Here is a 16,557-nt window from a genome sequence, read left to right on the forward strand (position 1 = left end):
CGATGCGCTCCGTGAAACCGGCACCCGTATAACAGCCGGAACCCCGTTCTGTAAACTGGCGGCTATGACCTTTCCATCATTTCTGTGGTATGGCCGCTATGATATCGGCAATACCCTCGGCACCGCCCGCCGCGATATCGCCAGCCAGCGCCCCCCAGGGCCCCGCCAGACGTCCCTTGGGCAACGCGCCCTGCTGGGCGGCCTTGCCCAGTTCGGCGCCGGTCCTGGCGTCGAAAACCAGCCAGGCCACGTCCAGCACCTCCTCGCCCGCGCGGCCGGGCACCACAGTGATGCGGCCTCGCACCACCAGATCCGCATCCTTGCCCCCCAGCTTGATACCCAGACGGGCAAGGGCGAGCCCCAGGGCCTTGGGCAGGGCGGTATCGCCGTCGCCGGGCAGTCCCCCAACCGGCTCCAGATGGACGACCGGCGCCCGAGTCGGCGCCGCAGGCGTTTCCACCGGCTCGTCGTGCAGGATGGCCCCGTATTTGGCCACCACCTCGTCGGCCAGCCGGTCGATGGTGGCGGGACCGGCGGAATCCCAGACGGCGGCGGGCAGGGACTGGGCAAGCTCGGCGGGAACCTCGCCCTCGGCGGTGATCAGACGCCAGACCAGCCGCTTGGTGGCGACGGTGGTTTCCGGCGTGGCGCTCAGAACCCAGGCGCCGCTGGCGGCGCTGCGGCTCGAGGCGGGGATCTCCTGATCGGTCAGGCGCTTGACGATGGCCTTGGCCAGGGCGGCGCTGCTGGGCCCGTCATCGGGGGGGCGCACCACCACGGCGCGCGGACCGGGCGGCGACACCGCCGCGTTGAGACCTTCGTGACGAAAGGGCTGGGGAATGTCGCCGCAGGCCGAGACCAGCAGCACGAGCAGCAGGAGGGAAAAGCGCCTCATCGGTCCAGCGTGATCACCGAGATCTGCCGGCCGTAATCGGCTTCGCCGCGCAAGGTGGCGCGGCGGTAGCTGAAGAAGCGGATCTCATCACGCAAGGTGTCGGCGGGCACGCGAGTGACCTCGTGCACGCCCAGGCGCGCCAGCTTGCGCGAGATATAGCCAGGCAGATCGAACAGGAAGTGGCCCGCCCTGGGCGCTGGCGCGAAATAATCGGCGTTGACCGGATCCTCGGCCAGGAAGGGCGCGGGGAATTCCGGCCCCACCTCGTAATTGCGATGCCCGATGCAGGGTCCGATGGCGGCGACGATCTTGGGGGTCTTGGCGCCCAGGTCCAGCATGGCCTTGACGGTGTTTTCCAGCACGCCGCCCAGGGCGCCCTTCCACCCGGCATGGGCGGCGGCAACAATGCCCGCCTTGCCGTCGGCCAGCAGCACCGGGGCGCAATCAGCCGTCAGAATGCCCAAGGCGATGCCGGGGCGGTCGGTGACCATGGCATCGGCCTTGGGCGCCTTGCCCGGCTCCCACGGCTCTCTCACCACCACCACATCGCTGGAATGGGTCTGGTAAAGGGTGAGCAGCGCCTCTTCCGGCAGATCCATCATCTCCATGACGCGACGGCGGTTTTCCTTCACCGACTCGGGCTTATCCGAGGAACCCGGCCCGCAATTGAGCGAGGCATAGAGGCCTTCCGACACGCCTCCCTCGCGGGTGAAGAAACCGTGGCGGATGCGGACGAATTCGTTGAGAGCCGACAAGGTGATCATTTAGGCGAGTTCCAGGCCGGGAGGAGCGGGCAGGAGAGGATTGGCGAGCGCCAGGACCTTGAACAGGGTGCCCATTTCGGCGGGATCGATCAAGCGCCGTGCACCGCTGGCCAGATGGGCGGCCTGTTCGACGCTGGCATGCTGCATGAGCATACGGACCCGCTCCTCCAGCCCCAGACGGGCGAGAAAGCGGCCCTGGGGCACCGGCCCGTACACGCGGGCCAGCCCCGAAGCCGCCTCGGCCAGGGCCTGAAAATCCACATGGGCGGTGATATCGGCCGTGCCAGGAGCGGAAAGCACCGGGTGATGGCGATGGCTTTTCACGGCTTGCAGGCTGTCGCCAGCGGCGCTTGTCTCATAGCCGTAATCGATGATCAGGGCGGCACCGCCCTGATGGGCCAGACGCCGCGCCACAGCCTCGGCCAGAACGCGCCCCTGGGGACAGACTTCCGCCAGGGAACCGTCGGGAGCGTTCAGCACCGCCGGTGCCAGGGGCGGATCAGCCACCACCGGGCCAAGCGCTAAGACCAGCGCACCCTGGTCGTCCAAACCCACCACCCGCTCATGCCAGACGCCGCCCACCTTCTCCAATTGGCGGATGGGCAGGGCGTCGAACAACTCGTTGGCCACCAGAAGGAGCGGGCCGTCGGGGAGGTCCTCGAAACGCTCGTGCCACGTGACCGACTGGTCGGCCAAGGCCTGGGCCTGACGGTTGCGAAGCGACGGGCTGGTTTCGATCAGATGGACGTCCAGGGCACGAGCAAAGGGCGCCAAGGCCTTAGCGGCCCGAAGCAGATCGGCCATCAGGGTGCCGCGTCCCGGCCCGATCTCGGCCAGCACGACGCGCTCGGGCGAGCCCATGCTTTGCCAGACCAGGGCGCACCACAGGCCGATCAGCTCGCCGAACATCTGGCTGATCTCGGGCGCGGTGGTGAAGTCGCCCGCCATGCCGAAGGGATCGCGGCCCCTGTAATAGCCGTATTCGGGATGGCCCAGGGCCTCGGCCATGAACTCGGAAACCGGGATGGGGCCGGTGGCCTTGATTCTTTCGCTCAGAAGGGCCGAGAGGCTCATTTGCCCACCGGCGCTCGCCGCAGAGCCCATACCAGCAGAGCCAAACCGACCACCACCTGGGGGATGGACAGCAACTGCCCCATGGTGGCCCCGCCCCACAGAAAGCCCAGATGGGCATCGGGCTGGCGGAAGAATTCCGAGGCGATGCGCGCCAGACCATAGCCCGCCAGGAAGACACCCGACAGGGCGCCCGCGCGGTAGCGGATTTGGGTCAGCTTCCACAGGCCGAACAGGATCAGGAACAGCACCGCGCCTTCCAGACCGGCCTCGTAAAGCTGGCTGGGATGACGGGGCAGCGGCCCGCCGCCGGGAAACACCATGGCCCAGTCCACATCGGGAGCGATGCGGCCAAAGAGCTCGCCATTGACGAAATTGGCGATGCGGCCAAAGAACAGGCCGATGGGCACGGCGCAGCAGATGACGTCACCCACCTGGAACAGGTTGCGGCCTCTGAACCGGGAAAAGGCGATGATGCCGATGATGACGCCCAGGGCGCCGCCGTGGAACGACATGCCGCCCTGCCAGACCATGGGAATCTCCAGGGGATTCTCCAGGTAGTGGAGCGGCTTGTAGAACAGCACATAGCCCAGCCGTCCGCCCAGAACCACGCCCAGGGTGGCCCAGACCAGGAAGTCGTCCACCTCCAGCTCGGTCATGGCATTGGGCGGGCGCGCCACCAGAAACTTGACGTAGCGCCAGCCCAGCATCAGCCCGGCGATATAGGCCAGCGCGTACCAGCGGATGGCGATGGGCCCCAACTGCAAGGCGATGGGGTCGATATGGGGATAGGCGAGCGCGAAGGTCATCAGCGGTACGAATCCGCAGCCGCGAGATAGCGCTTCACATACATCTCGACGCCGTCTTCCAGCGAGGTGAAGGGCTTGGCATAGCCCGCGCGATGCAGGCGCTCCATCTTGGCCTGGGTGAAATACTGGTACTTGTCGCGGATCTCGATGGGGGTGTCGCGGAACTTGATCTGCGGCTCGCGTCCCACGGCGCGGTAGACCGCATTGGCGAGATCGAGAAAGGACCGCGCCTTGCCGGTGCCCACATTGAACAATCCGCTGACCTTGGGATTCTCGATCAGCCACATGACCACGTCCACCACGTCGCCCACCCAGATGAAGTCGCGCAATTGGCCGCCATCGGGATATTTGGGATTGTGCGACTTGAACAACTGGTAGGCGGCGTCTTTCTCGGCGTGGGGATAGACCTGGGCCACCACGCTCTGCTGGTTGCCCTTGTGGTATTCATTGGGGCCGTAGACGTTGAAGAATTTGAGGCCCGCCCATTGCGGCGGCTTGCGCGATCCGGCCCACACCTTACGCGCCACACGGCGGTCGAACAGATGCTTGGACCAGCCATAGGCGTTGAGCGGCCGCAATTTGGCCAGATGCTCCATGGAGGCATCGTCGTCAAAGCCCTGATTGCCGTCGCCATAGGTGGCCGCCGACGAGGCGTAGATGAAGCGCACATTGTGCAGCGCGCACCACTTCCACAGCGCCAAAGACAGCGAGAAGTTGTTGGCGAGGATCTTGTCGGCGTCGGTCTCGGTGGTGGCCGAGATGGCGCCCATATGGATCACCACCTCCATATGCTTGGCATTGGCCTGGAGGAAATCGAAGATCTGCTCGGGATGGACGATGTCGGACAGTTCGCGCTTGGCGATGTTCTGCCATTTCGAGCCCGACCGCAGGCGGTCGCAGACCACCAGCTTGCCCGCCCCCTTCTCCTCGAGGGCCGCCAGGATGTTGGAACCGATGAAGCCGGCTCCGCCGGTGACGAGGATCATGGGGCGCTCCACCAATGGGGTAAGTCCGCGACTCTTATAGGCCGGGACGTGCGGTGCCGCAAGTTACCGTAACTCGATCCCAAATCTCCGTCATCCCGGCCGAGCAACGCGAGAGCCGGGACCCAGGAGTCGTCCCCCCCCTGGGTCCCGGATAATGCTGACGCATTTCCGGGATGACGATTTCAGGGGCGTCTGATCTTCATCTTCATGCGCTCGACCGCATCGACCAGCCCGGCGCGGATGCCCGGCTCCATGGCCGAGTGCCCGGCATCGGGAACGACGCGCAATTCGCATCCCCGCCACGCACGGGCCAAATCATCGGCGGACGAAGGCGGGCAGACCATGTCATAGCGCCCCTGCACGATGATGGCGGGCAGATGGCGGATACGGTACAGGTCGTCCAGCAACTGGTTGGGCCGCATGAAACCGTCATGGGCCATGTAATGGGCTTCGATGCGCGCCAGGGCCAGGGTGGCGGGACCGTCCCCGTCGCCGGTTTCGTCCCGGGGGAGAAGGCGGGAACAGGCCTCCTCGTAGCCGCACCAGGCACGGGCGGCGGGCATGTGAATGGCGGAATCGGGATGATTCAGCCGCCGCAGGAAGGACGCAAGCGGCTGCTCGCGCTCGGCCTCGGGCAGGTAGTCCAGAAACCGCCGCCGGGCCTCGGGAAAGAAGGCTCCCATGCCGGTCATGAACCACTCCACCTCCTGGGGGCGGAACAGGAAAACGCCGCGCATGACAAAGCCCGTGCAACGCTCGGGATAGGTTTCGCCATAGGCCAGGGCCAGGGTGCTGCCCCAGGACCCGCCAAACAGCAGCCAGCGCTCCACCCCCAGGTGATGCCGCAGCATTTCCATGTCGGCGACCAGATGGGGCGTCGTGTTGGCTTCCACCGAGGCATGGGGCCGCGACCGCCCCGAGCCACGCTGATCGAACAGAACGATGCGCCAGAATCGGGGATCAAAAAAGCGGCGATAGGCGGGCGCCGTGCCCGCCCCCGGCCCACCATGGACGAAGACCACCACCGGCCCGTCCGGGTTGCCCGACACCTCCCAATAGAGGTCGTGCCCGTCTCCCACCGGCAGACGTCCGGTGGCATGGGGCTCGAACGGCGCAAACAGCTCCATGGGCACTCCTCTTGCTCAGACTTCCAATATGGCATGCGTCCGCGCCGTCGGCGAGTGCTTGACGCTGAGTATTCCTCCGGCCTACACCCGCCCTCATGAGAGTTGACGATTTCGATTTCGAGCTGCCCCGCGAGTTGATCGCTGAACGCCCTGTCTGTCCTCGGGACTCGGCGCGCCTTCTGCATGTGCCGATCATTGGCGGCCTGTCCGATCGTGGCGTACGCGATCTGCCCGACCTTCTGATGCCGGGCGACATCCTGGTATTCAACGACACCAAGGTGATCCCCGCCCGCCTGTTCGGCCGCCGGGGAACGGCCGGGGTCGAGGTGACGCTTCACCAGCGCACCGGGCTGGCCCAATGGAAAGCCTTCGCCCGTCCGGCCAAGAAGCTTCGCCCCGGCGACCGGGTGGACTTCGCCGAGGGCTTCTTCGCGACCGTCGCCGAAAAGGGCGAGATGGGCGAGGTCACCTTGGATTTCGACCGCTCGGGCGAGGATCTGATGGTGGCGCTGGAGGCCTTCGGCTCCCTGCCGCTGCCCCCTTATATCCGCAAGGGCGAGGCCGACGAGCGCGACAGGGGCGATTACCAGACCGTCTTCGCCCGCCAGAAGGGCGCCGTGGCAGCACCCACCGCAGGACTGCACTTCACACCCGATCTTCTGGCCGCTCTTGATGCGCGGGGGGTCAAACGCGCCACCGTGACCTTGCATGTGGGCGCGGGCACCTTCCTCCCCGTGAAGGCCGACGACACCAACGACCACCGCATGCATCAGGAGATCGGCGTGATAACGCCCGAGACCGCCGCCGCCATCAACGCGGCCAAGGCAGCGGGCGGCCGGGTGGTGGCGGTGGGGACCACCTCGGCCCGCCTGCTGGAAAGCGCCGCCGATCCGCTGGGCATTCTACATCCCTTCGACGGTGCCACCGATATCTTCATCACGCCGGGCCATAGCTTCCGGCTGGCGGATGTGCTGCTAACCAATTTCCACCTGCCCCGCTCGACCCTGTTCATGCTGGTCTCGGCCTTTTCCGGCCTCTCCCGCATGAAGGAGGCCTACGAGCACGCCAAGGCGGCGGGCTACCGCTTTTACTCCTATGGCGATTGCTGCCTGCTGGAACGGACACCGACATGACCCAGTTCTCCTTCGAGCTTCTCGCCACCGACGGGGCCGCCCGGCGCGGACGCGTCAACACCGCCCACGGCACTCTCGACACCCCCGCCTTCATGCCGGTGGGCACGGCGGGCACGGTCAAGGCCATGCTGCCCGCCTCCGTGGCCGCCACCGGGGCCCAGATCGTGCTGGGCAACACCTATCACCTGATGCTGCGCCCCGGCGCCGAACGGGTGGCGCGGCTGGGCGGCCTGCACCAATTCATGAACTGGCCCGGCCCGATCCTCACCGATTCCGGCGGGTTCCAGGTGATGAGCCTGGCCAAGCTCAGGAAGATGGATGCGGACGGCGTCACCTTCCAGTCGCACCATGACGGGTCCAAGCACCGCCTGACCCCGGAAAGCTCAATGGAGATCCAGCGGCTGCTGGATGCCGACATCACCATGGCCTTCGACGAATGCACGCCCTTTCCCGCCACCCATGAACAGGCGGAAGAAAGCATGCGCCTGTCCATGCGCTGGGCGCGGCGCTCCAAGGAGGCCTTCGTCCAGCGGCCCGGCTATGGCCTGTTCGGTATCGTTCAGGGCGGCGTTTACCCGGATCTGCGCGCCGAATCGGCCCAAGCGCTGCAAGAGATCGGCTTCGAAGGCTATGCGGTGGGCGGGCTGGCGGTGGGCGAGGGCCAGGAGGCCATGTTCGCGACGCTGGACGTCACCACGCCGCTTCTGCCCGCCGACAAGCCCCGCTACCTGATGGGCGTTGGCAGGCCGTCGGACATCATCGGCGCTGTGGGACGCGGCATCGACATGTTTGATTGCGTCATGCCCACGAGGTCGGGCCGCACCGCCCAGGCCTTCACCAAACGCGGCACCGTCAATCTTCGGAACGCGCGCCACCAGGACGATCCCCGGCCGCTGGAAGAGGGCTGCCCCTGCCCGGCCTGCCGCGACCATTCCAGGGCCTATCTCCATCATCTGATCCGCTCGGAAGAGATCCTGGGGCCCATGCTGCTCACCTGGCATAACATTCAGGCCTATCAGACCTTGATGGCCGGATTGCGGGGCGCAATCGCCGAAGGCCGCTTCGCCCAATTCGCCGCCGAGGCACAAGCACTGGAAGAGATGGGCGATATCGCGCCATTATAGCCGGGCCGCCGCCGCGACCCGTTATGAGGTGTGTTCATGCTCGACGATACCGAGGGTCTGCCCCTCGATCTGCCCCCCGCGGCCGAGGCGGCGCTGAGGGAAGCTGGGCGCCTGTGGCACGAAGAGGCGGCCGCCGAAGCCAAGGTGAGGGAAGCCCTGGCCCTGGCGCCCGACACCCTGGCGGCCCGCATCGGCGCCTATAAATTCTATTTCTACCGCCACCGTCTGGACGAGGCCCTGCCCCATGCCCGCTCCTGCGTGGCCTTCGCCCTGGCGGCGCTGGGACTGGGCGAGGATTGGCGGAGCGTGAAGTCCGGCGACGCGGCTTTCGTCGGCAGTGCCGTCACCTTGGCTCCGCTGCCCAAGCTGCTGATGCAGACCCTGATCGCCACCGGCTATGTGCTGGCCCGGCTGGGCCGCATCGAGGAATCCGAGGCGCATCTGTCCAAAGTGCTGGAGCTTGACCCCGGCGATCGGCTGGGGGCGGGCCGCATGCTGGCGGTGGTGCGGCGCGGCGGCATCGAGGACGAGATCGAGCCGTGAATGGCCATCTGGCCTACGGCCTGGCCTGGATCGCCTTCGGCCTGTCCCACAGCGCGCTGGCCGGGCGGCACCTCGCCGGGCGGTGGTCGAGGATTGTATACAATGTCATCGCTGTCGCCGCCTTCCTTGCCTTGGGGGCGGTGGGAGGCCGGGCGCTGGGGGCCGAACCTGTCTTCGACCTGCCGCTTTGGGCGCGGTGGGGAATGGGAGGCGTCCATGTGGCGGGCTGGGCGGTGATGCTGTATGCGGCGCGCTTCTACGATCTGGGGCGTCTGGGCGGCCTCGCCCAATTGCGCCAGCCGGAGAGCCCCGAGGACGAATCCCTGCGCCTGGATGGCCCCCATGCCTGGGTGCGCCATCCCCTCTATGCCGGGGCGTTCCTGATCCTATGGGGAGCCGCGCCGTCGCCGTTGGGCCTGGCCACGGCCATCTGGGGCAGCCTTTACCTTCTGGTCGGCACCGCCTGCGAAGAGCGCCGCCTGCTGGCCCGCTATGGCGAGGATTACGCCGCCTACCGGGCCAGGGTGCCAGCCTTCGTGCCGTGGCGGGGAAGAGCAGCCTTGAGCGCAGATGCGAAGAGTTGAACCACGAAGGCATGAAGGCGCGAAGGATCACGAAGAAGAAGACGCTTCTCTTTTCTTCGTGCCTTCGTGGTGAATTTTCCGGGGCGGGCGTCGAGATGCCTACCGCTTGATATTACAGGCCTTGTCGGCGGCGGCCAGGGCGTCGGAGAAGCCCGACAGCGGGAAAGCGGCGGCGATGTCGGCACCCTTGGCCGGGCTGGCGTGCAGGATGGCCTCCCTGCCCTTTTGCAGACTGGCGATGATGGCCTTGTCCGCCTTGGAATCGGCGGCCCAGGCGCGGTCGCCCTTGGTGAACAGCGAGTGCTTCATGGCGCCCACCTGCAGTTCCACCGAGGAATCCTTCTTGAACCCGTAGACGCCGTTGATGCTGACCTCGTCGCTGCTCTTGGCGCCGGGGCGGTGGGTGACGATCAGATAGGTGGTGGTGGGCTTGCCCTTCTCGCCTCCGGTCACCTTGCCCGCCGTGGCCGCCAGATAGCAGGTGGTGGACTTGCCCTCGGCATAGGAGAAGGCTTCCCATTCGCCGAACTTGCCCAACCGCTTGGTGGAATCGGCGGCAATAGCCGTACCGGCCGATGCGATCAGGATGGCGGCAATGACAAGCGGGCGGACGATCATGGTGAAATTCCTCGAAAGCAACCACTGGACTCTTCTTAACCGGCCTCGCCGGGCTTGTGAATCGAAAAGGGCCCGGCCGCATGGCCGAGCCCTTCTCCAATTCGGTCGACCGCACCCATTAGGGCAGGACGATCTCCACGCGGCGGTTCTGCGGCTCGCGCACGCCATCGGGGGTCGGGACCATGGGCGAGGACTTGCCCTTGGCGACCACGACGATCTGGCTGGCCGGGATGCCCAGCTGCTCGAGCTGCGCCTTGACGGCGGCGCCGCGCTTCTCGGACAGGGCCTGGTTGTACTTGGCGCTGCCCGACAGGTCGGTATGGGCCGACAGGTCGATGCGGGCGGCACCGGCGGTCTTGGCGGCACCGGCGGCCTGCTGCAGGACGCGGGCGGCTTCGGGGGTGATCTGCGCCTTGTCGAAGTCGAAGAACACGATGTAGTTCTTCTGCGCCTGAGCCACGGGCTTGGGAGCGGGCACGGGAGCCGGGGCGGCGACCGGGGCCGGAGCCGGGGCCGGGGCGGCCTTGGGCGCGTTGAACTTGTAGACGAAGCCCAGCATCAGGCCGTGATCCCGATACTCGGAATCCAGCTTGGTGTTGGTGGTCGCGGCCTTGGACTCGTAGTTCAGGGTCGAGAAGTAGCGGTACTGGGCCTTCAGCTCGACATTGCTGGTGAGGTCATAGCCCACGCCGGCAAAGCCCTGATAGGCGAACTGCCAATCGTCGCCGCTATAGGCGTTGGCGCCGTTCTTCTTGACGGTGCCGTTGTCCAGGCGGGCGGCACCGATACCCAGGCCGACGAAGGGATGCCACTTGGACTGGGGCAGGAACTCGTACACGCCGTTGAACATGGGAGCCAGGGCGGAGGTATCGCCGCTGCCGGTGGCGCCGCCAACCTTGGACACGCCGCTGGAGCGGTAGGACAGCTCGCCTTCCGCGCGCCATTGGCCGAATGCGTAACCGACCACGCCCTGGGTCAGCCAGCCCACATCGGACTCGGACTTGAGACCGGCGACGCCGCTGTTCTTGGAATCCTGCAGGAGCTGGGCGCCAGCATCGAGGCCGACATACCACTGAGCCTGGGCGGCGACGGGGGCCAGGGCGCCGACGACGACGGCCGCGGCAAGGAGGGATTTAAAGCTGCGCATGGTTTTAAACCTTCCCGGTGGGGTGCGAGGCGTTAGAGAATCTGCCCCATATGTACAACCGCCCCTGCCCCCCCACAAGGTAACCGCGCCGCGCTGCAGCATGTTCCGCACCGACTGTTGCGAAAAAGACACAGGCCTACGCGGAAGGTATGGGCGCTTCGTCCGGGGCCGGGACTTCCGCCTGAGCCTTGAGGCGGCGGAACGAGCGCAAGCTGAGTGGGATCATCCCCAGATACAAGACACCCAGCAGCGACAGGGTCAGCCAGGGCTCGGTCACCATGAAAGCCGCCGCGAGGCCAATGATCAGCAGGATGGGCAGGACCCAACGGTGGGGCACGCGCACTTTTTTCCCCGAGAAGGTGGGGATCTTGCTGACCATCAGGAAGGAAACGCCCAACAAGAAGACCGCGACCACCGCGGGCTGATCGAAGAAGCCGCCGCCGAACTGGATGGTGAAGACCATGGGAAGCAAGACCAGCCCGGCCGCCGCCGGAGCCGGAACGCCGGTGAAGAAGTTATAGGCGTAGGGCGGCAGGTCGGGTTCGCCGATCATGGTGTTGAAGCGGGCCAGACGCAGCGCGCAGCACACCGAGAACAGCAAGACCAGCGCCCAGCCGAATCCTCCGGCGCCTTGCATGGTCCAAAAATACAGCACCATGGCGGGCGCCACGCCGAAGCTGACGAAATCGGAAAGGGAATCCAGTTCGGCGCCGAACTTGGAGGTGCCTTGAAGCAGCCGCGCCACCCGCCCGTCCAACCCGTCCAGAATGGCGGCCAGAACGGTGGAGATCACCGCCTCCTTCCACATGCCGTGTACGGCGAAGCGGATGGAGGTGAGGCCAGCGCACAGCGCCAGCAGCGTCAGGATGTTGGGGATCAGCTTGTTGATCGACAACCCCCGGATACGGGGCGGACGCTTGGGGCGGAACATCAGCGGATTTCTCCCTGGCGGGCGCCTTCCGTGGAGTCAAGATCGGCCAGCACGGTCTCACCGGCGATGATGCTCTGGCCCAGGCTGACCAGGGGCGAGACGCCCGCTGGCAGATAGACGTCGACGCGAGAGCCGAAACGGATCAGGCCGAAACGCTGACCGGCGCGCACCGCCTGCCCGTCCTTGAGATCGCATTTGATGCGCCGCGCCACCAGACCGGCAATCTGCACGAAGGCGATTTCGCGGCCATCGGCGCGGCTCATGCGCACGCTCATGCGTTCGTTGTCGGCGCTGGCCTTGTCCAGGGAGGCGTCGAGGAACTGGCCCGGCCGGTACGAGCATTTGACGATGGTGCCGTCCACCGGGCAGCGGTTGATATGCACCGAGAACACGCTCATGAACACCGAGATGCGCATGCGGGGTTCCTCGCCCATCTCCAGTTCGGGAGGCGGGGCGACCATGCCCACCATCTGCACCACGCCGTCGGCGGGGCTGATCACCAGGCCGTCACGGGTGGGCGTGACGCGGTCGGGATCGCGGAAGAACCATGCGCACCAGCAGGTGAGCAGCGCCCCCGCCCATCCCAGCGGCGCCCAGATCTGGCCCAGCAGCAGGGCTCCCAGCGCGAAGAGTCCGACAAACGGCCAGCCTTCGCGGTTGATGGGAAACCAAAGATACTTGGTCAAGGAAATCTGCTGCGCCTGCACCATTTCACCCCTTCGAAATACGCCGCCCCTTTTGGAATTTCATCCCGGTCGGCGGCATGATACTAGTGTGGAGGAATTGAAGTTCCTACCATGAATTTCATTGGGGATCGGGCGACCTTACGCATGTCCAAGCCGAATGCGTTTTCTTTAGGCGGCATGAGCATGCCGCTGGATATCGACGCCGTCCTTGAAGGAGCCGAGGCGCCGCCTCTGACTCTGGACAATGGCCCTGTTGCCTTTGATTTCGGCTTTCGCTTCGTCCGCTTTGCCGCCCGGCTGGAACAGTCGGACTCGGGCGTTCAACTCAAGCTGGTGGGCGATCTCGGTCCCATGCCGTTCTCGGCGGAATCGCCCGCCGCCCGCGCCGGTCTCGCCCGCATCGTCGAGTCGGGAAATTCCGTGCTGGGAACGGGCACCCTGCGCATCGGTCAAGGCCGCATCCTGCTGGGCGGAGATCTTCGCATTCCCGCGCCGGTTTCGGCGGTGGGACTGGTCTCGGCGGTGGCGTGCTTCCTGGCTCCGGCGACGCCCTATATGGAGCTGATCTCCATGTATGTCCGCCCGCCCCTGGCCCCCGCCCGCATCGGCGAAAGCGCCGTGCGGCCCGAGTGGCGCAAGGCAAAGCGCCACTACACCTGAGTCTCACTTCTCCGGGGCGTTGAACACCTGACCGGGATAGATGAGGTCGGGGTTCTTGATGTGATCGCGGTTGGCCTCGAAGATCACCGTATAGGCCATGCCCTGGCCATAAAGCCGCCGGGCGATGCGCCAAAGGGAATTGCCCTGCAGCACGGTCACGGTCGAGCCTCCCTTGGGCGGCACCTCGTCGCCTCTGGACCAGGAGGTCTCCACCCTCGCGATGACCTTGCCCTTGCCGTCCACCTGATCGGCGCGCAGCAGATGGCTGCCCTTGCCCGGCACCAGGGAGGCGGTCACCCGCCAGTTGCCCTCGGCATCGGCCGAGGCCCGGCCCAGCAGGCGATTATCCATATAGAGGATGACCTTGGCCCCAGCGGGCGCCCGGCCCGAGACCGTCATACGTCCCTTGTCGTCATGGTCAATGATGTCCAGCGACAATCCGCCCGGAGCGGTGGCGGCATTCGGTCCTTGCAGAATGCGGCTGGAGCCGTCGCGGCCCGACTTGATGGCCAGGGCGGTTCCCTGGCCGCGCGGCGGCACGACCAGCACCACGGTCTCGCTGGATTCGGACTGGCTGCCGTCCGGGTTGAGGGCTCTCAGCTTCAGCTCGCGCGAGCCGGGGGAAAGCGGGCCGGGAGGCAGGAAAACCCATTCGCCCCGCCCATCGGCGGTGACCTGGCCCAATTCCTGACCGCCATCGACGACGGTGATCCTGGCACCCGGCTTGGCCCGCCCGGCGATGACGGCGTCGCCACCGGCATCGATGCGCACCACGTCAAAGGACGGCTCGCCCGAATCGGCCGTGGCGGCCGGGACTGCCGTGCTGGCCGGGGGAGGAATCTGCGCCTCAATCTCCTTCGTTTCGTCACGCAGATTGAGCATGGCGAGAACGATGGCGATCACGGCAACGGCAAGCCCGATGAGGGCGACAAGCTTAGGCCGGTTCAACGGCTCCTCGCTGGGTGGTGGCGGTGGAAGCGGCCGCTACCCTAGCCCTTATTTCCCCCGGTGTCACGGGCGGGAATCCGCTCCAAGCGCCCGATTCATGCGTTTTCCCACGCCCCTACCCGCCCGTTTCCCCTCCCAACGAGTAGGATTGAGTCTTGCGTTTGGCACCCCGAATGCTATCGTCCCGCGTTTGCCGCGTGGCGGGATTTCACGGGCAGGCGACGGCATGGGCTTCCAGCGAAGGGATGAGAAACGATGAGCACCGCGAAAATCATCTGGACCAAGGTTGACGAGGCGCCTGCTTTGGCGACCTATTCTTTGCTGCCCATCGTCCAGGCCTTTACCGGGGCTGCCGGAGTGGCCGTGGAAACCCGCGACATCTCGCTGGCTGGCCGCATCATCGCCAACTTCCCCGAGAACCTCACCCCCGCCCAGCGCATCAGTGACGAACTGGCCGAACTGGGCGATCTCACGCTCAAGCCCGAAGCCAATATCATCAAGCTGCCCAATGTCAGCGCCTCGGTGCCGCAGCTCAAGGCTGCCATCAAGGAATTGCAGTCCCAGGGCTACAAGATCCCCGACTTCCCCGAAGACCCCAAGACCGATGCCGAGAAGGAGCTCAAGGCCCGCTTCGGCAAAGTGCTGGGCTCGGCGGTGAACCCGGTGCTGCGCGAGGGCAATTCCGACCGCCGCGCCGCCGTGTCGGTGAAGAAGTTCGCTCAGAAGAACCCCCACAAGATGGGTGCCTGGGCCGCTTCGTCCCAGTCCCATGTGGCCCACATGAATGCGGGCGACTTCTACGGCAGCGAGAAGTCGGTCACCGTGGCCGCGGCCACCGACGTCAAGATCGAGTTCCACGGCAAGGACGGTTCGATCCATGTGCTGAAGGCCAAGACCAAGCTCAAGGCGGGCGAGGTCATCGACACCGCGGTGATGAGCACCAAGGCCCTTCGCGCCTTCTATGCCGAGCAGATCGAGGACGCCAAGTCCCAGCCGGGACTGCTGCTGTCGCTGCACCTGAAGGCGACCATGATGAAGGTCTCGGACCCCATCATGTTCGGCCACGCCGTCACCGTCTTCTTCAAGGACGTGTTCACCAAGCACGCCGCCGCCATCAAGGACCTGGGCGTCAACGTCAATAACGGCTTTGGCGATCTGATCGCCAAGCTGGACAAGCTACCCGCCGCCAAGAAGGCTGAGATCGAGGCCGACATCAAGGCCGCCTACGACAACGGCCCGGCGCTCGCCATGGTCAATTCCGACAAGGGCATCACCAATCTGCATGTGCCGTCCGACGTCATCGTCGACGCCTCCATGCCCGCCATGATCCGTGACTCGGGCCGCATGTGGGGCACCGACGGCAAGCTGCACGACACCAAGGCCATGATCCCCGATCGCTGCTATGCCCGCATCTATCAGGTGGTCATGGACGACTGCAAGAAGCACGGCGCCTTTGATCCCAAGACCATGGGCAGCGTTCCCAATGTTGGCCTGATGGCCCAGAAGGCCGAGGAATACGGCAGCCACGACAAGACCTTCGAAATCGCCGCCGACGGCGTGGTCCAGGTGGTGGATGAATCCGGCGCGGTGCTGCTGGAGCAGAAGGTCGAGGCTGGCGACATCTTCCGCGCCTGTCAGACCAAGGACGCCCCCATTCAGGATTGGGTCAAGCTGGCCGTCACCCGCGCCCGGCTGTCCAATACCCCGGCCATCTTCTGGCTGGACAAGAACCGCGCCCACGACGCCCAGATCATCGCCAAGGTGGAAAAGTACCTGAAGGACCACGACACCAAGGGTCTGGACATCTCCATCAAGACTCCGGAAGAGGCCATCGCCGTCTCGCTGGAGCGTATCCGCAAGGGCCAAGACACCATCTCGGTGACCGGCAATGTGCTGCGCGACTATCTGACCGACCTGTTCCCCATCCTGGAACTGGGCACCTCGGCCAAGATGCTGTCCATCGTTCCGCTGATGGCGGGCGGCGGCCTGTTCGAAACCGGTGCCGGCGGCTCCGCTCCTAAGCATGTGCAGCAGTTCCAGGAAGAGGGTTACCTCCGCTGGGATTCGCTGGGCGAGTTCCTGGCGCTTGGCGTGTCGCTGGAGCATCTGGCCCAGACCTTCAAGAACCCTAAGGCCCAGGTTCTGGCCGATACCCTGGATCAGGCCAATGCCCGGATCCTCGACGAGAACCGCTCTCCCGCCCGCAAGGTGGGCCAGTTGGACAATCGCGGCAGCCACTTCTATCTGGCGCTGTACTGGGCCCAGGCCCTGGCCGCCCAGACCAAGGACAAGGAGCTGGCCACCCGCTTCGCTCCCCTGGCCAAGGCGCTCTCCGAAAACGAGGCCAAGATCAACGCCGAGCTGATCGAGGCCCAGGGTAAGCCGGTGGATCTGGGCGGATATTACAGCCCCGATTTCGCCAAGACCTCGGCCGCCATGCGGCCCAGCGCCACCCTGAACGCGGCGCTCGCCGCCATCTGATTCCGGCGGGAGCGGGGCGGGAGATGCGAACTCCCGCCCCGTCCCATCGG

Annotated in this window: 17 protein-coding genes; 6 read left to right on the top strand and 11 right to left on the bottom strand. The window is 65.8% G+C overall.

Going from position 1 to position 16,557, the window contains the following annotated elements:
* Positions 1-76: 76 nt before the first annotated feature.
* The 6 genes from CCC_RS13955 to pip form a co-directional block, all read right to left on the bottom strand.
* Positions 77-895 (bottom strand): hypothetical protein, encoded by an 819-nt coding sequence (locus CCC_RS13955; RefSeq protein ID WP_009871052.1) that lies wholly within the window; start codon positions 893-895, stop codon positions 77-79.
* Positions 892-1,659 (bottom strand): peptidoglycan editing factor PgeF, encoded by a 768-nt coding sequence (gene pgeF, locus CCC_RS13960; protein ID WP_009871051.1) that lies wholly within the window; start codon positions 1,657-1,659, stop codon positions 892-894. The genes CCC_RS13955 and pgeF overlap by 4 nt, the downstream gene beginning before the upstream one ends.
* Entirely contained in the window at positions 1,660-2,733 is a 1,074-nt protein-coding gene (locus tag CCC_RS13965) for a class I SAM-dependent methyltransferase (protein WP_009871050.1), read from the bottom strand.
* The gene (gene lgt / locus CCC_RS13970) at positions 2,730-3,539 is read right to left on the bottom strand and encodes a prolipoprotein diacylglyceryl transferase (RefSeq protein ID WP_009871049.1); all 810 of its coding nucleotides are present in this window, start codon (positions 3,537-3,539) and stop codon (positions 2,730-2,732) included. Before lgt ends, CCC_RS13965 begins: the two co-directional genes overlap by 4 nt.
* The gene (gene rfaD / locus CCC_RS13975) at positions 3,539-4,525 is read right to left on the bottom strand and encodes an ADP-glyceromanno-heptose 6-epimerase (protein ID WP_041041891.1); all 987 of its coding nucleotides are present in this window, start codon (positions 4,523-4,525) and stop codon (positions 3,539-3,541) included. Before rfaD ends, lgt begins: the two co-directional genes overlap by 1 nt.
* Positions 4,526-4,707: 182 nt before the next feature.
* Positions 4,708-5,652 carry a prolyl aminopeptidase gene (pip, locus tag CCC_RS13980; RefSeq protein WP_009871047.1) on the bottom strand — a complete coding sequence of 315 codons (945 nt, stop codon included), beginning with the start codon at positions 5,650-5,652 and terminating at the stop codon, positions 4,708-4,710.
* A gap of 95 nt (positions 5,653-5,747) precedes the next feature.
* Here pip and queA point away from each other — a divergent pair, with 95 nt between their 5' ends.
* The 4 genes from queA to CCC_RS14000 are packed head-to-tail and all read left to right on the top strand — an operon-like array spanning position 5,748 to position 9,036.
* Entirely contained in the window at positions 5,748-6,785 is a 1,038-nt protein-coding gene (queA, locus tag CCC_RS13985) for a tRNA preQ1(34) S-adenosylmethionine ribosyltransferase-isomerase QueA (protein ID WP_009871046.1), read from the top strand.
* Positions 6,782-7,909, top strand: coding sequence for a tRNA guanosine(34) transglycosylase Tgt (gene tgt, locus CCC_RS13990; protein WP_009871045.1), 1,128 nt, complete (start codon positions 6,782-6,784; stop codon positions 7,907-7,909). Before queA ends, tgt begins: the two co-directional genes overlap by 4 nt.
* A gap of 36 nt (positions 7,910-7,945) precedes the next feature.
* Complete coding sequence (locus CCC_RS13995) at positions 7,946-8,452, top strand: tetratricopeptide repeat protein (protein ID WP_041041893.1); 507 nt, start codon at positions 7,946-7,948, stop codon at positions 8,450-8,452.
* A complete protein-coding gene (locus CCC_RS14000; RefSeq protein WP_009871043.1) occupies positions 8,449-9,036 on the top strand; it encodes a methyltransferase family protein in 588 nt (195 codons plus the stop codon). The genes CCC_RS13995 and CCC_RS14000 overlap by 4 nt, the downstream gene beginning before the upstream one ends.
* 99 nt (positions 9,037-9,135) lie before the next feature.
* On the opposite strand, the gene CCC_RS14005 is transcribed toward CCC_RS14000, so the two are convergent.
* From CCC_RS14005 to CCC_RS14020, 4 genes are all read right to left on the bottom strand, one after another.
* Complete coding sequence (locus CCC_RS14005; RefSeq protein ID WP_009871042.1) at positions 9,136-9,654, bottom strand: invasion associated locus B family protein; 519 nt, start codon at positions 9,652-9,654, stop codon at positions 9,136-9,138.
* Positions 9,655-9,772: 118 nt separating this feature from the next.
* The gene (locus tag CCC_RS14010) at positions 9,773-10,801 is read right to left on the bottom strand and encodes an OmpA family protein (protein ID WP_009871041.1); all 1,029 of its coding nucleotides are present in this window, start codon (positions 10,799-10,801) and stop codon (positions 9,773-9,775) included.
* A 136-nt stretch (positions 10,802-10,937) separates the two neighbouring features.
* A complete protein-coding gene (pssA, locus tag CCC_RS14015) occupies positions 10,938-11,732 on the bottom strand; it encodes a CDP-diacylglycerol--serine O-phosphatidyltransferase (RefSeq protein WP_009871040.1) in 795 nt (264 codons plus the stop codon).
* Positions 11,732-12,442, bottom strand: coding sequence for a phosphatidylserine decarboxylase (locus CCC_RS14020; RefSeq protein WP_009871039.1), 711 nt, complete (start codon positions 12,440-12,442; stop codon positions 11,732-11,734). The genes pssA and CCC_RS14020 overlap by 1 nt, the downstream gene beginning before the upstream one ends.
* A gap of 120 nt (positions 12,443-12,562) precedes the next feature.
* On the opposite strand from CCC_RS14020, the gene CCC_RS14025 reads away from it, so the two are divergent.
* On the top strand, positions 12,563-13,078 hold the full coding sequence (locus tag CCC_RS14025; protein ID WP_041041895.1) for a hypothetical protein: 516 nt from the start codon (positions 12,563-12,565) through the stop codon (positions 13,076-13,078).
* Between the two features lie 3 nt (positions 13,079-13,081).
* On the opposite strand, the gene CCC_RS14030 is transcribed toward CCC_RS14025, so the two are convergent.
* Positions 13,082-14,026 carry a LysM peptidoglycan-binding domain-containing protein gene (locus CCC_RS14030; RefSeq protein WP_041041897.1) on the bottom strand — a complete coding sequence of 315 codons (945 nt, stop codon included), beginning with the start codon at positions 14,024-14,026 and terminating at the stop codon, positions 13,082-13,084.
* A 255-nt stretch (positions 14,027-14,281) separates the two neighbouring features.
* On the opposite strand from CCC_RS14030, the gene CCC_RS14035 reads away from it, so the two are divergent.
* Positions 14,282-16,507 (top strand): NADP-dependent isocitrate dehydrogenase, encoded by a 2,226-nt coding sequence (locus tag CCC_RS14035; RefSeq protein WP_009871036.1) that lies wholly within the window; start codon positions 14,282-14,284, stop codon positions 16,505-16,507.
* Positions 16,508-16,557 lie beyond the last annotated feature (50 nt).

It is taken from the genome of Paramagnetospirillum magnetotacticum MS-1 (assembly GCF_000829825.1).
Taxonomy (GTDB): domain Bacteria; phylum Pseudomonadota; class Alphaproteobacteria; order Rhodospirillales; family Magnetospirillaceae; genus Phaeospirillum; species Phaeospirillum magnetotacticum.